The following is a 17700-nucleotide window of genomic DNA, read 5'->3' on the forward strand; positions in this document are numbered from 1 at the left end:
TGTGTTTAGTTAATTATTAAAATAGTATTGATAAATAATTGTTTTATGTGTTATAAAATCAGTTCATCTTTTTCATGTTGCTCAACTATAGCTGTTTCTTCGGTATGATGAATAGAGAAATTTAATAGTTCTGCAACTTCTTTTATAGTTAAAGCTTCAAACAGGTCTGTTATGGAGAGTTTTGTATTGTATGTTTTGTTTATGTTATTAATCAGTATAACCGCTTGTAAACTATTGCCGCCTAGTTCAAAGAAATTATCTTCTATCCCTAATGTATCTGCTTCAATTTTTAAATTTTTTGCCCAAACTTCGATAAGATTTTTTTCTATATCATTTTTAGGGGCTACATATTTAGTGTTTTTTATAGCTTCATCTTTTACGGATAATAATGCTTTTTTGTCTATTTTTCCGTTAGGTGTTAAAGGCATTTTATCTAATATATGGTAATACGTAGGGATCATATAGTTAGGAAGCTTTTGGTGCAAATTGGCACGTATGTCTTGAAGTTTTAAATTATCTCCTTGTATGTAGGCTACAATGTGTTTTTCATCTAATTCCTCTTTGAGTAATACTGTGGCAGCTTTTACATTTTTTTCTTTTAATACTGCTTTTTCTATTTCACCAAGTTCTATTCGGTATCCTCTAAGTTTTATTTGGGTGTCTTCTCTGCCAACAAAACCAATGTTACCATCTGGCATCCAATACGCTAAATCTCCTGTTTTATACATTTTGGTATTAGGCATGTATGGATTTGGTATAAATTTTTTGCGCGTAAGTTTAGGCTTGTTTAGGTATCCTTTTGATAATCCTGCTCCCGATATGTATAGTTCTCCCACAATACTTTCTCCTTGTAAAGAAAGGTCATTAGATAGTATATATATTTTGGTATTTGCAATAGGTTGTCCTATTGGAATTGTTTGTTCGTGCCTTTTATCAATTTTATAACAACTACTATAGGTAGTGGTTTCTGAAGGACCATATAAGTTTCTAAGTTCCACAGGATATTTTTGTAACGCATTACTTAATACGGTAGAAAGCGGTTCTCCGGCAAGGTTGATTGCTTTTATGTTTTTGAGAGAAACATTTCTTTGCAACAAGTTTTGTATTGCAGAAGGAACTGAGTTTATTAAAATTTTCGTGTCCTTTTCTAGATAATCTACTATGGATAAACTATTAGTGAGTATCCTCATTTTTTTCCCTATGCATAATGGATGGAACATCTCAAAAATAGATAGGTCAAAACTATGTGATGTTGCAGCGTAAAGCACATCAAAATCTGTTTTTGAAAACTCTCTGATACTCCAATTTAGAAAAGCAACAGCATTAGCATGCGTAATCATAACACCTTTGGGCTTTCCTGTAGATCCTGAAGTGTATATAAGATAGGCTAAATCATCTGGATTTAGTATAATTTCTGGTAATTCACCTTCAAATTCATCGCCATTAGATTTTTCAAAATCTTGTAGTAATTCTTCAGTTATAACAATTTTACAAGCACTATCTTTTTCTATATACGCTATTCTTTCTTGAGGATAATTCATATCTATTGGGACATAGACCGCGCCTAGTTTTAGTATCGCTATTATAGTACTAACTAGTTTTTCGTCGCGTTTTAATTTTATACCCACAAAATCTCCTGGATTTATAGCATACTTTTTTAATAGGTAATATGCTAAATTAGTATAGGTATTATGTAAGGTATTATATGTTATTGATTTTTCTTTATTAAGAATTGCAACAGCTTCTGGTGATTTTTTGATTTGGGTTTCAATAAGATTCAGAATTGTCGTATTGTTTGAATAGTTAGCTAGTGTTGTATTGTTTTTGTTTACTAATTTATCTTTTTCTTTAGGTGATAGGTATTCAATTTTTGAAATAGTATCTAAAGGATTTTCAATTCCTCTTGAAATAAAGTATTCCAAATGAACTGCCATTTTTTCAACAAAATCTAGCGTATATATGTCTGTATTATAGCTTATTTCGACAATAAGATTATTTTCTTTCTGTACAAAGGAAAAAGTTAAGTCAAACTGACTTGTCGTTTTTTGCAAGCCTCCATACGGAGTTACTTCTATGTTATGAAGATGTGGCGACTCTTTGAAGAGATCTGTTTGATTATGAAAGACCACCATAATGTCAAATAAAGGTGATCTCGTCACGTTTCTTTTTAAGTTTAATTGCTCAACCAAATCATTGAAAGGATACGATTGGTGCGCATAACTTTTTAGAAGTACTTGTTTTTGTTTTTTTAGTAAGCTTTCATACGTATCCGCTGGTTCAAACTGCGTTCGTATTGCTAAAGTATTTAAGTAGAGTCCTATTTGATTTTCTAAACCTGAATGTTCTCTTTCTGAGATAGGTGTTCCCAATATTATATCACTTTGGTTGCTGTATCTATATAATAAACCATTTAATCCTGCCATCAACCCCATAAATAAAGTAGCATTGTTTTGCTCTGTGGTTTTTTTCAAATTAGCAGTAAAGTCTTTAGAGAATAGATGTTTATACTGTGAACCGTTATACGTTTTTATTTTTGGCCTCGTTTTAGGTGTTAGAAATTCTAAAATGGGTACATCTCCTGATAAATGTTGCAACCAATATTCTTTTGATTTCACAAGTTTTTCCTGCTGAGATTTACTGTTTTTCCAATACGCGAAATCTTTGTATTGTATGGGCAAACTTGGCAACTTTTCAGAACTACCCTGATTTAATTGATTGTATAGTGTGATAACCTCTCTGGATACTAATTCCATAGACCAACCATCACCTATGATATGATGTAAGTTAAAAAGAAGTAAAGAATGTTCTTCACTAATTGTTATAATTTCTACTTTGAGTAAAGGCGCTTCCGTTAAATTAAAAACATGATTTATATGTTTGTCTATTAATTTTGGAATATCATTTTGTGTTGCTATCTGGTGTACTTTGATTGAACATTTAGCCTGTTTATTTTGTAAAATATATTGATTTAACATTCCGGATTCATCAGCTTTAAAGAATGTACGAAGGCTCTCATGTCGATCTATTAGTAAGTCTATAGATTTTTGCAAGAGCGAAATGTTTAAAGTTCCTTTTAACGCTAATACATTAGAGATGTTGTATGCTTTGCTACTGCCTTCAAATTGACTTAACACCCATATTCGTTGCTGTGTTGAAGTTACTGGGTACTGTTCTTGTTGAGGCGCTAATTTTATTTTTTTATTGGAAATCGGAACGATTTTCTTTGCCATTTCTCTAATTGTAGGGTACATAAAAATGTCCTTTACTTTTAGAGAATATCCTGTATTTTTCAACTCATTTATAAGTCGTAATGCTTTTAGGCTATGACCTCCTAATTCAAAAAAACTATCAGTTACTCCTATTTGTTCTATTCTTAGTATTTTTTCTAATATTTTAACTATTTGGAATTCTAGTTTATTTTTAGGCGTAATATATTCACGTCTTTTAGTACTTAAATTCTCTATAGATAGTAACGCTTTTTTATTAATCTTTCCGTTTACTGTTAGTGGTATTGTTTCTACTTCTACAAAAAAGTCAGGAATCATATAATTAGGAAGATGCTCTTGTAATATGCTTTTTAGGTCATCTATTTTTATGTTTCTCCCTTCTAAATAAGCAACGAGTATTTTTTCTTCTGCAAGTTCTTTACTTAGTACTACTGCATTCTTTATTGCTGTTTTTGTCTGTATAACGCTCGTTATTTCGTCGAGTTCTATTCTATATCCTCTAATTTTTACTTGGGTATCTTTTCGTCTTAAAAAAACGATTTCTCCATTAGGTTTCCAGTATCCCAAATCGCCTGTACGATACATAACTGTATGAGGGTTATGTGGATTTTCTACAAATTTTTCTTTGGTAAGTTTAGGATGGTTTAAGTATCCTATAGAAAGCCCTTTTCCAGAGATACATAATTCACCTACTATACCAATAGGCGTTAGCTCTGTAGAATCTGGATCTACTATAATAACGTGTCTATTCGCAATCGGTTTTCCAATAGAAATATTATCTTCTAAAGCTGTTATTTTATGATATGTGGCACATACCGTGCTTTCAGTTGGTCCATACGTATTATATATAGGCATTTCCTTTAGTAAATTATCAATGTAATGCGATAGTAATACATCTCCACCACTAATTAAAAGTCGTATTTTAAGATTGTATTGCTTGTATACTTGATTCAAATATTGTAATACATAAGGATTCGTACTTAACAATGTTATTTCATGATCTTCACAAAGCTGAATTAAAGTGTCTAAATTGAGTTTATCTTTGTGAATTGCTAGTGTTCCTCCACTAATTAGTATAGGAAATATTTCCTCTATAGAAGTATCAAAAGAAATACTAGCTTGTTGCAATACCTTATCATCAGGTGTTAATTGGAAATAGGACTTAAATGTAAGTGCATAATCCACAAAGGATTCATGTGTTATTTGTACTCCTTTAGGTTTACCGGTAGTCCCAGAAGTATATATAACATACGCTAGATCTTTTGAACTTATTTTGTTTATAGGTTTTGTGCTATATTCATGGAGTTGTGCTTTTATTTTTTCAAGTTTATTTGTATCAATAGTTAGCTTAGATTTGCAATCTTTTTTGATATACTCTTTTCTTACTTTTGGATAATTAGGATCAATAGGTACATATACAGCTCCAAGTTTTAATACGGCAATAATGGTGATTATTGTCCAAACGCTACTTTCCAATTCTATGATGATAAAATCGCCTTTAGCAATTTTAAATTGATCCTCAAGAAGAGCTGCTAATGCATTGCTATGCGCTTCTAACATTTTGTAAGTTATGTGCTCATTTTGATCAATTAATGCATTTTGATTTGGGTTTTTTCTCGCCTCCAACTCAATAATACTTAGTATAGTACAACCTGGATCATAGTTTGTGTTTGGTTGATTGAACTTAGTTAGAACGCTACTTTTTTCTTGAGGCGTTATAATACTAAGATTTTTTATTTGTGCATTTGGATTCTCAAAACCAGCTGTTAAAAACGTTTCAAAATGACCTAACATATTTTGTATAAAGGTTTCTTGATAGATATCTGTATTATACTCAACGTTTAACGATATTCCTTCCTTTTTTTCAACAAAGGAAAAACTAAGATCTAACTGACTTACGCCTCTTTCTATTTCATTGTATTCTGAAACCTCAACATCATTGACGCCATCTAAGTCACTAATTCCTAAATCTTTGTGGTTTTGCAACAGCACCATAATATCAAATAATGGTGCTCTACTAAGGTCTTTTGGAATGGATAGATGACTTACTAATTTAGTAAAAGGATATTCTTTATTCTCATAAGCATTTAGTAGTGTTTGCTTTTGTATTTGTATGAAATTAATGAATGTGTTTTCTTTATTGAACTGTGTTCTTACGGGTAATGCATTTGAATATAACCCAATTTGATTTTCTAAATCCTGATGTTCTCTTCCTGCAACAGTTGTTCCAAGTGTAATGTCTGTTTGTCCCGTATATTTAGAGAAAATACCGTTTAGTCCTCCTAGCAATATCATAAATAATGTAGTATGATGTGCTTTACTGAATGCTTTTAGCTGATGGCTAAAATCTTCTGAAAATTCATGATAATACACACGTCCATTATATGTTTTTATAGCTGGACGCTTTTGAGCTGTTAGTTCTAAAACTGGAGGCGGTATTTTAAATTGCTCTTTCCAGTACTTTAATTTTTTATCATAACTAGAACTTTTAAGTTTTTTAGTTAACCACTCACCATAATCTTTATATTGGATCGGTAATTCTGCTAATTTTATTTCCTTATTTTGAATTAGGCTATTGTAAACTAACATCACTTCTTTGGTTAGTATTTCTAACGACCAACCATCGCCTATAATATGATGAAGTACAAATAGTAATATATGTTCTTTTTCTTCGAGAGAAAATAAAGATGCTTTTATTAAAAGATCTTTTTTTAAACTAAAAGCCTCATCATATCTTTCTTTTATTTGCGCATGAACCTCCTTTTTAGAAAGGTTTTGCGATTTGACAACTTCAAGTTTAAACTTTAGAGAATCCTTATTCAAAATACTTTGGCGGACTTTCCCTTTGTTATTTTCTTTAAAAGCTGTTCTTAATATTTCATGCCTTTCTATAACTTTTTGAAACGCTTTTTCTAAAAGTTGCTTGTTAAGATTTCCTTTTAGCTTTAAAGAAGCAACTATATTATACGCTTTATTCCCTCCAAGGTGTTCATGTGTAAACCACATAAAATATTGTGTTGGTGTTAAATTATAACCTTTTTTTATTTTGGTTTTTGGAATAGATTCACTTGATGTAATAAGATTCGTTAGATATGCTTTATTTTTTTTAATTTCTTCCAATAATTCATTGGTCAATACACCTTTAGGCGCATTAACCTTAAGGTTATTGTTAATTATTTCAAACTGAACTCCTAATGAAAGAAGTTTTTGTAAAAATTCTTTTTTCATGAAAATATCTTATCTATGCTTGGGTTATAAAAAGCGTTACAAAATCACTTCATCTTGTTCTTGGTTTGCCGCACTCGTTTTTTTATTCTGAAGTATTGCAAAGTTTAGTAAAACGGCTAAGTCCTCTATATTTAATGTGTCGTATAGATTTACTACTGAAAATGACGTATTATATATTTTGTTTATTTCATTGATTAAAATGACCGCTTGTATGCTGTTTCCTCCTAATTCGAAAAAATTATCTTTAATTCCTATTTGTGCAGAATTGTCTGTTTTTAAAACACCTTTCCAAATAGTAATTAATTCCTTTTCTAAATCGGTACTTGGCGGTATATAAGGTGTCTTTTTAAGATCGGATACTGTTGGAGTAGGAAACGATTTTCGTTCAATTTTTCCTGTGCGTGTATGCGGGAAGTGCTCCATTACCATAAATATGTTGGGTATCATATATTTAGGTAAAGTTTTGCTTAGTAGTTCTTTTATTTCGGATGATTCTATTTGTTCCTTTGTTCGTAAGTATGCAACTATGTGTGGATTCTCTTCTATATTTTTGATAAGAACAATAGCTTCCGCGATGTTTGTAATTTGTTCCAGATTGTATTCTATTTCTGAAAGTTCAATTCGCAATCCATTAAGTTTTACTTGTGTGTCTTTGCGATGTAAAAACTCTATTTCTCCTGTTGGGAGCATTTTTCCAATATCACCTGATTTGTATATTCTTCCAGTACCAGTGATTGGGTCTGTTATGAATGCTTTTTCGGTTAGTTCTTTTTTGTTTAAATAACCTAAGGAAAGGTATTCGCTTTTAAAGGCAATTTCTCCTTCTTGATACACTCCTTTTTTGCAATTATTCTCATCCAATAAAAACACTTCTGTTTCTATTACAGCACTTCCTAATGGAATATTATTTTTTATGATTTGGGATGTATGATTTAAAAACTTTTGAGAAACGATTGTCGATTCTGTAGGACCATAATCATTCACAAGAAAAGCATGTTTTGGAAAATGCGTTTTAAAAAGATCGAAATCAATTTTATGACAAGGTTCTCCACCTAAATCAACCAATCGTATATCTTTAAACATTTTTTTATCATTAAATTCCTTTAAAAAATATCTATAAATAGTAGGGATAATATGTAATACTGTAATATGCTCAGTTCGCAACCAAGACGATAAATTATTGATCCCTTTTTTAGAGACATTATAGAAATTTACGGAAGCTCCATTCAAAATTGCCGCATAAATATCTTTTACAGAAGCATCAAATGTGTAGGTTGAAAGAACACTTAATTTATCTTTTTGAGTAATTCTGATATTGTTAGTATATACGCTAATGTAATGCAGCACATTTCTATGGTTTTGCATCACTCCTTTTGGCATTCCCGAAGATCCAGAGGTGTATAAAACATACGCTTCGTTTAACACATTAGAGTTTCCTGTTGGGTTCGGTATTTCTTCAAGATTATCATTTTCAGATAACTGTATTAAAGCCACACCAGATACTTCTTCCAATACTTCTTGGGCTTTTTTTGCAGTTTCTTTAGTGCATACAATTGACATACAATCTGCATCTTCAATAATGTACTTAACTCTTTTTATTGGAGTCCCAACATCAATAGGCACATACGAATATCCTGCTTTTAAGGTACCCAACATACCTATTACTGAGCTTTCATCATGATTTAAAAATAAAGCGACTCTTCTTTTATTTGTGTCTTTAGTTACATTATGTATTTGGTTTGCCAAATGATTAGCATGATTATTCAAGCTTTTATAGGTAATTTCATTTCCATCAGAAAATATCGCAATGTCATTTGGAAATTGTTTTACTTGTTTTTCAAATCGTTCTGTAATACACTGCTGAATTTCATCTCTTTCATATTTTACAAACTCATGTGTTGGTTTTAAATCTGTTTGATTGTAAAGGTTATTTTCAAAAAGTTTTATATTTTGAATAGGTTGCTTAAAATTATTTACTACCTGATCCATAACGCACATATATGCTTCTGCCCAATACGCTATCGTTTCTTTTTTGAAAAGAGTATTATCGTACACAAAATTTAAAGCGTATCCGTTTTCATAACTTTTAATGTAACATTCTAAATCAAATTTTGGAGACGATTCTAATACGCCATGACTTGCGCTAAAATCACGTATTGCTTCTGAAGATTCCGATTCAAAATCTATCATATTTAAAAATACGGGGCTTATTGGAAAACTATGTTCTTCTTTGCTATAATTTAATTGATTTAATAGCATTTCAAAAGGATATTCTTGATGCATCAATGCCGAAGTTAATGTTGCACTCACACTTTGCAACCATTCTTTAAAAGATCCTTTATCAGTTATAACATCTCTCAACATTAAAGTATTTATAAAACACCCAACACTGTCTTTTAACTGAAAGTGGTTTCGATTTGCGACTGGAATTCCAATAATAATATCTTCTTCCGAAGTTAGTCTGTGCAATACGATTTTTAACGTTGCAACAAAAAATGCAAACGCACTTACCTTTTCTAAACCTGCTAAAGTTTCAATTTTTTGTTTCTGTTCTTCACTAATATATACCTTGTGAAATGAAGCATTTTTTTGAGTCGTTTTTAGTTTCGTAGCATAATCTGTTGGTAATTGTAAATATGGTAAGTCTCCTTTAAGATGATTTTTCCAATAATTTTCATGAGTTATCATCTCAGGCAATTGTAATGAACTGTGTTGCCATTGTGCGTAATCTTTGTATTGTATTGATAGTTTACAAAGCTTCGGTTTTCTTGCTGATATTGCGGAGTCATATAACTCCATTAAATCTCTGTGTATGATTTTCATTGACCATCCATCACTAATACTATGATGTATGTTAAAAAACAAGGTATTGGTTTGTGCCTCTTGTACAATAGCTATTTTAAATAAAGGATAGGTATCAAGATCAAACTCATGATTAAAAACTTTATCTACAGCTTCTTCTTTAGTGTTACAATATAAAATTTCTACAGGCGAAGGATGTTGTACATGCTGCTTTGGAACGCCTTTATCTTCTATAAATACAGTTCTCAGAATTTCATGACGTTTCATCAACTCATTAAAGGATTCCTCCATAATAGTTGTGTCTACATTCTCAGGTAGCTGTAAAGCACTATAGATGTTAAATATTTTAGACTTGCCCTGTATCTTATACAGCAACCAATATCGCATTTGAGAAGAAGAAAGATTATAATATTCTTGCAATGGTGCTTTCTCAATCTTATAGCCTTGATGCCTAGTGTTATTTAGCAGTTTTGCATGACTCCTTAACGTAGTGTTTGTGTATAATTGCTCTAAAGTTATAGCTACTTTAAATGTTTTTTGATATTCATTTAGCAATTTCGTAAGAAGTAAACTGTGTCCTCCTAATTCAAAAAAGTCATCTAAAACTCCTATTTTTTGAATGCCTAAAATTGCTTTCCAAATCGTTGAAATTTCAATTTCAATCTTACTATTTGGTACTATATATTGTTTTTTCACAATATCTAATTCTGAAATAACTGGCAGTTTATCTCTATCTATCTTACCATTGGACGTTAAAGGCACTTTTTCTAATTTACTATAATAATTGGGCACCATGTAAATTGGTAATCTGCCTGACAAGTAATTTCTTAGTTCTTCAATATCAATGCTTTCAGAAGTTAAATAATATGCTACTAATACTTCATGGCTGTTAACTGTTTTTACAGATACAATAGCATGTGAAATTTCAGCATTAAATTTAAGAATGCTAGCTTCTATTTCTCCTAGCTCTACTCTATTTCCTCGTATTTTTATTTGAGTATCTTTTCTGCCTATAAACTCAATATTACCATCAGGTAACCAACGTGCTAAGTCTCCTGTTTTGTATAATCGTTCTCCAGCTCTATATGGGTTTTCTACAAATTTTTCTGTTGTAAGTGTTGGACGATTCAGATATTCAGTTGCAAGTCCTGTACCCGAAATACACAATTCACCAACAACACCTATTGGAGTAAGTTGCAATGTTTCTGTTAAAATGTACACTTTTGTATTACTGATAGGTTTTCCGATTGGAATATTTTCTTTGGAAATAGAAGTACAATCAAAAAAAGTAGTCACTACAGTATTCTCTGTAGGTCCATAGTTATTATATATTTTTAAGTTTGTTTTTTTAGAATATGTTAATGCTTCTCCGCCTGTTACGATGATCGTTTCAAGGTCTGAAATATCTTTCGCTATAAAATCTTGGCAAATTTTAGATGGAAGGTATGCATGCGTAATTTGATGATTTTTTAAAAAGGCGGACAATGCTTCCACATCAAAACGTATTGCATCACTTTGAATTGGAACTAACGATGCTCCAACAGTTAAATAAGGATAAATTTCCCAGACAGATGCATCAAAACCAATTCCTGAGAATAATGTTCCTTTGCTTTCCGCTGATACATGATATGCCTTTTGGTGCCAAAAACATAGATTAGTAAGACTTTTATGTTTTACAACAACGCCTTTAGGATTGCCTGTGGAGCCTGAAGTATAAATAACATACGCTACATCATCACTATGAGGTGAACTATCTAATTTTAATGGTTTTACATTTGAATCTTTCTTTCTAAATGTAGCTAAAAATGTTTCATCAATACATACGGATATACCTGCATCTTTTTTTATGTAGTTGATTCTTTCTTCAGGATATTTTAAATCGATTGGAACATACGCTGCACCTGCTTTTAAAACTGCTAGTATTGAAATTATCAAATCTGTGCTACGCTCTAAAAGTATTCCTACTAATGTTCCATTTGTTACCGCATATTTTTGCTGTATAAAAACAGACAGCCTACTTGATTTTTCATCCAATGCTGCATACGTCAAGGTTTCATTTTCAAAGTTTACAGCAATGTTTTTTGGATTTTTTCGCACTTGCTCATAGAATAAGTCTATGACCGTTTTCTCCAGTGGGAAGAGTTCGGTAGTTGCATTAAATTCAGTAAAAAGTTGATTTTTTTCTTCTTTTGTAATAAGTGTTAGTTCGTTTAGTTTTATTTCTTGAGAAGAAGTGATTTGTTCAAATATCTTTTCTAAATGCCGAGTCATTCTTTTTATAAATAAATCACTATACAAGTCTGTGTTATATGACAATAATAGTGATAAAGAGTCATTCTCAACAAATGAAAACGTTAAGTCAAACTGAGCTGTTTCTCTAACTGTTTCAAAATCACTTATAACTAATTCTCCTTCATTATAAAATGATGAACGCTCCTGTTGATTTTGCAAAACCACCATGACATCAAATAATGGTGAACGCGAAGTATCTCTTGATACTGCTAGGTTTTCTACAAGTTTATCAAACGGGAAATCTTGATGTGTATATGCAGCCTGAAGCTGTTCTTTTTCTTTTGCTAATAGTGTCGAAAAACGATCATCAGTATTAAATTTTGTCCGAATTGCTAATGTATTTATATACAATCCTATTTGAGGTTCTAAATCTGGATGAGACCTTCCAGCAACAGGTGTTCCAATACTAATGTCTGTTTGATTACTATATCTAGATAGTAACATTCTAACACAAGACATTAAAGTCATAAATAATGTAGCTTGCTGTTCCTGAGAGACATGCTTTATTTTTTTGATTAATTTCTTTGAGAAATCGTGTTGAATTATTTTACCAGCGTATGTTTTAACCTGTGGTCTAGGTTGATACGTTGGTAAATTTAAAATAGGTATTGATTCGCTAAAGTTTTTATGCCAGTATTTTTCTGCTTCGGTATGTGAAGGTGAATTCAAATTATTTGACAGCCAAACTGCATAATCTTTGTATTGTATTGAAAGTTGGGGAAGATTTATAACTTCTTCTTTATTTTGTAAAGAATTATAGCTCGTTACGATTTCGTTCGTTAATACATTTAACGACCATCCATCACTAATAATATGATGCATCGCTAAGTAAAACACAAAGCTATTTTCATCTATTTTTAATAAGGCAATTTTAAATAAAGGAGGAGTTGTTAGATTAAAAGCTTTTTTGTCTTGCTTTTGAATGTACGCTTTTACCGATTTTTCAGGGCGCTTTTTATTTGAAAAATCTATCGTTTTTAATTCAAATTTAAACGCATCTTCAGGAATTACGTATTGCTTAATCACGCCTTCTGCATCAGCCTTGAAGACGGTTCTCAAAATTTCATGACGCGCAAATACTTGTTTAAATGCATTCACAAAATTGGGTTGATTAATTTTACTTTTTAATCGTAATGCTCCTGAAATTTGATACGCTATTCCACCTCCTTCAAACTGACTTAGTAACCACAATCGATGTTGCGAAGGTGTTAATGGATATCCATCTTTTAAAACTGTTTTAGGAATTGATGTGTATTCTTGGCTTTTAAGTTCTTTTGCAAAATCTTTAATTGTTGGATTTTTAAAAAAGGTTTTATGCGTAATTCTTTGGTTTAAGTTTTTATAGGTAAGATTGATAACTTGTGAAACCATCAAACTATGCCCGCCTAATTCAAAAAAATGGTCATTTATTCCAATAGGGGAAATCCCTAATACTGACTCCCAAATTTTAACTACTTCTTTTTCGATCTGAGACGAAGGCGCGATATACTTTGCTTTATCATCTAGGTTTTTTACTTGTGAAAGCTTGTTTTTGTCTACTTTTCCATTAGGTGTTAAAGGAATTTCATCTACTTTTATGAGTTGGTTAGGAATCATATAAGAAGGAAGTCTCTTTTCTATATATGAAAAAAGGTGTGTTTTATTGATTGGCCTATTTTCTAAGTAATAACCAATTAATATATCGCCTTTTAAAATGACAGATGCTTGCAGAATGTTTTCTGAAGACGAGAAAATTTCATTCTCTATCTCTCCTAGTTCAATTCTATATCCTCTTAACTTTATTTGATCATCTTTTCTTCCTAAAAATTTTAGTATGCCATTGGGCATCCATGTAGCCAAATCTCCAGTGTCATACATTCGTTGCCCTTTGTTAAAAGGGTTCTCTATAAATTTTTCTTGGGTTAACTCTGCATTATTCAAATAACCTTTTGCAACGCCTTCACCAGCTAAATATAATTTCCCAACAACTCCTACAGGAACTAACTGCAATTCATCATCTAAGATATAGGCTTCTGTATGCGCTATAGGCTTTCCGATAGGAATGAAAGTATATTTTTTTAAAGAAGATAGTTTATAACACGTACTATACGTAGTATCTTCAGAAGGACCATATAGGTTTCTAACCTCAGCATTAGTTTCTAGTAGTTTTTTAGCTATTTCTACAGGGAATATTTCTCCTGCTAAATTAATTACAGTAACGTTTTTTAAACTATTTTCATTATTTATGATGGTTCTTATACTTGAAGGAACAGTATTTAATAGTACTTTTTCATCATTTTTCAATGCTGATTCTATATCAAGAGCATTGGTTAATATTTTTACTTTTTTCCCAATAGATAATGTATAGAACATCTCAAAAACAGAAAGGTCAAAACAGTGAGATGTTGCGGCATAAACCACCTCAAACTTTGAAGAGTCAAATTCTTTACAAGCCCAAAATATTAAAGCTGCCACATTTTTATGAGTAATTACAACTCCTTTCGGCTTTCCTGTGGTTCCAGAGGTATATATGACATAAGCAGTATGACTACCATCCATACGAACCTGACTATTTTCTTTTGAATATTTGTATTGGTCTTTGTAAAATAATTTTAATTTTTTAGCAGTAATAACAAGGCTACTTTTACTATGATTTTCTATATATTTAATTCTCTCTTTTGGATAATTAATGTCTATCGGAATATAGGCTGCGCCCGCTTTTAAGATCCCCAATAGAGTGATTAATAACTTCTCCGTTCGTTCAAGTTTAACAGCAACAAAATCTCCAGCAGCTATATCATATTCAACTCTAAGATAGTTTGCAAATTGATTGGCGGTATCGTTTAATTCTTTATACGTTAGTGTCGATGATTTATAAACTGCAGCAATCTGATTAGGCGTTTCAGCTGCCTGTTTTTCAAATAAGCTTACAATGGTTTCATCACTATTAAAGTTTGTGCTTGTACCATTATCTGTATGTACTAGTAAATGTCTTTCTTTTTCAGAAAGAATAGAAATCGTATTTACATCATTATTTATATAGCTTTTAAGGTTAATAAGCCATCTTTTTATGCTCTGAATAAAGTGACTCGAAACATGCTTATCAATGAATTTTTCTGAATACGAAAGCGAAATTATGAGCTCGTTATCATTTTTATTAATATTTAGACAAAAAGGAAATGATGAAGAAGACTCCAGTGTTGTTCTGTAACAAAACGCATAGGGCGTATATTGCTCAAAAGAATAATTTTCTTTTACTTCTTCTGCGTAGTTACCATTTGTATAGACGTCTTGGATTTCTTTTTTCGATTCTTGAATATATTGCTTGAGCGTTTTTCCTTTTATAGCGCTGAATTTATACAGTAACGGAGCTTTATTTTCGTCCATTCCTAGTGAAAAAATAAGCTCATTACTTGCAAAATACCGTTGTAAAAGTATATTGAAAATGATAATTAAAATGCTGTGTTCGGCTAATTTATTACGACCAGTTATTTGATTAAAATAAGAGAGGTCTTCGTCTTTAATTAACGTTTTTTCTATACAGATTGACTTAGAAAAATCATTTGTTATTACAGGAGTACCTCCTAATTTTCTTCTCCAATAGTTGTATATTTTTTTTTGTTCTATATTATTCATAATGCATCATGAGTGGTTTTACATATACATGTCTTACAATAGGTTTCTTTTGATAATTTGACAAGATGATTCTTTCCTAACAGTTGAATTGCTTGGTATGTTATTTATAATCATACAATCGGGGCCAATTTGCGTATTATCGCCAATACTAACGGCTCCTAATATGCGTACACCACCTGCAATATTTACATTATTACCAATGGTAGGATGTCTTTTGCCTTTTGGATTGCATGTGATTTTTTTAGCACCTAGTAGGACATTATTTAAAATTGTACAATCATTCCCTATAATTGATGTTGCGCCAATCACAGTATTTACTCCATGATCTATCACAAATCTTTCTCCTATGATCGCTTCTGGATGTATTTCTATTTTTGTGTCCTTCGCAGCTACTTCAGAAAGCAAATAAGAATAGTATTTGCAAATTTTACTAGTTTCAAAATCTTCATGATTAAAATAAGAAACCGCATTAGCGATTCTGTAATAAAAAATGACTTTAAAAGATTTTGATATCGTATAGATTAAAAAAGGCGTTATGGCTATCGGATCTTGCTTTACTCTTGCATATAAATCATCATATATTAAAGCAGCCGTTTTATTTAAAATATCTTCAGTAAAAAGAACGTTTAACGCAACTAGTTCTGCACATAGTTTGTTATATAGAATGTTGATATCAGATTTTATTTGTTCTAAAGAAACATGATCATCAGAACCTTTAAAAGTATTTACAATTTCTTCTGAAGAAAGTAAATTAGATTTATTGCTATTCATAATTTTTGTGTTGTCAATTCAATACTGTTCAACTTTATAGTTACAGTAAAAAGATAGTTGTCATTTTGGGATAAAACGTTCGGTTTTAAAGAAGTAACATGAATTTAAAATCACATGTATTGCTATATATATACTGATTCTAAAGACTTAATTGTATGTGATTACTTTTTCGCCAAATAGCCTTTCAGCTTCTATTCCGTTGGCTTCACAATATTCTAATAGTTTATTGGATTCTATAATAGGGCGTGATTCTTCTGTGTATTTTACAGAGGTTATATATTTAAGCCAAGGTTCCATTCCCATAGCATATACAAAGACATCTTTTGGGTTAAAAATTTCAATGAGACTTTTTGCTTGTTCAAAATCGGATCCTGAGAGTCTTCTTGATCGATCTTCTTCCCTTTTTACTGGCTTTGGCAATAAAGGTCCATATAACCAAGATAAAGGAGCGCCATCACATTCCATTCCTAGAAAAATTGCTTCTATATCTCCAGTTACTTTACTAACTTTTTTATAAACCTCAGGCTCAAGATTACTGGAATCTGCAACAAAAAGAATTTGATGTCCTTTGTTGAATTTTACCAAATGGCATAATTTACTTTTGATGTTTAAATCGCAATGTTCTCCTAAAAATGGTAGTCCCATAATTGAACAATCTGAAAGCTCCAATTTTTCCAAAACCCCAAGTTCAATTACATTCGTAAATCCAATTTTGTTAAGCATCGTTTTAACGTTAGGGTCTTGCAACTCTCCTCCATTTGCTTTAGGAACAATAATATTTTTGATTTTATGTCGAATTCTCAGTAAGGTTTCAAATAAAATATGATCTTGATGATTGTGTGTAAAAAGTACATAATCTATCGTTTCTGGCAGGTCGGAAAACGTAAATCGCGATATATCAGATTCGTAGCCATAACTAATTACAGGATCAACTAATATGGATATGTCTTTTGTTTCTACTAATATGGAAGCATGACCAAAGTATCTTGTCAACATTCCTTCTCCGTCATATTTCGTATATTTTTTTGGTGTTTCTGTGGTGAAAAAAGTGCTGAATAATTCTACATCATCAGCATGTACTTCCATCATTTTTGTGATTTCACCAAATGTTAGAGGAGTTTGAGTCATTCCAAACAAGGTATCTATTCGTGAATCTTTGAATGGAATGTTAAATCGTATGGTTTTTGGTGTACTTAATCGTGGCGTACTTAATACAAAGTTTCTGGAATCATCATCTTGAACTAAAAACAAATTGAATGATTGTAAGTTTTCTTTGTAAAATTCACTCTCATATAAGAGTTCTTCATAAAAACGGTATGACGCATTATTATTAAGATCGTAATAAAGTTCTACGTATCCTTTTAAAACATCTGGAACTTTTTCATAGATAGGTTCTAAAGACATTCCACTCATTGGCGCCAAGAGTTCATTTAATTCAGAAATTGCATTGCATAGTGTTAAGAGATCATCACATTCGTCTAAGGTTTCGTCATGCAATTGCTGTATTTCAGAAACTCGTTGACCATTATAATCTATGAATGGGCCTCCTAACATTCTTGGATCTTTAACCGCAGCTGCATGAATTTGTGGCGTATCAATATAGGATGCCATTATTTTTAAGTGCCTTTCTTTTAAATTTAAAGCTGTGGTTGCTGGAGGAATTAAGTGAGGCCAAGCATACCAGTTATTGACTAAAGGCTCAATGACTAAATTTTCTTTTATATAAACTAAATCGTCATTTTTGATTTTCATTTTGTTGTATTTT

At 31.3% G+C, this 17700-nt stretch carries 4 protein-coding genes; all 4 read right to left on the bottom strand.

What is annotated here, in order from left to right:
- Positions 1–50: 50 nt before the first annotated feature.
- The 4 genes from H2O64_RS19485 to H2O64_RS19500 all read right to left on the bottom strand — a co-directional run bounded on the left by H2O64_RS19485 (position 51) and on the right by H2O64_RS19500 (position 17687).
- Positions 51–6455, bottom strand: a complete 6405-nt coding sequence (locus H2O64_RS19485; RefSeq protein WP_187563904.1) for a non-ribosomal peptide synthetase — start codon at positions 6453–6455, stop codon at positions 51–53.
- A 36-nt stretch (positions 6456–6491) separates the two neighbouring features.
- On the bottom strand, positions 6492–15164 hold the full coding sequence (locus H2O64_RS19490; RefSeq protein WP_187563905.1) for a non-ribosomal peptide synthetase: 8673 nt from the start codon (positions 15162–15164) through the stop codon (positions 6492–6494).
- A gap of 33 nt (positions 15165–15197) precedes the next feature.
- Positions 15198–15935: a serine O-acetyltransferase gene (locus tag H2O64_RS19495; RefSeq protein WP_187563906.1), complete on the bottom strand. Its 738-nt coding sequence runs from the start codon at positions 15933–15935 to the stop codon at positions 15198–15200.
- 147 nt (positions 15936–16082) lie between these two features.
- Complete coding sequence (locus tag H2O64_RS19500; protein ID WP_187563907.1) at positions 16083–17687, bottom strand: MBL fold metallo-hydrolase; 1605 nt, start codon at positions 17685–17687, stop codon at positions 16083–16085.
- Between the last annotated feature and the right edge of the window lie 13 nt (positions 17688–17700).

Source organism: Kordia aestuariivivens (assembly GCF_014397005.1).
Taxonomy (GTDB): domain Bacteria; phylum Bacteroidota; class Bacteroidia; order Flavobacteriales; family Flavobacteriaceae; genus Kordia; species Kordia aestuariivivens.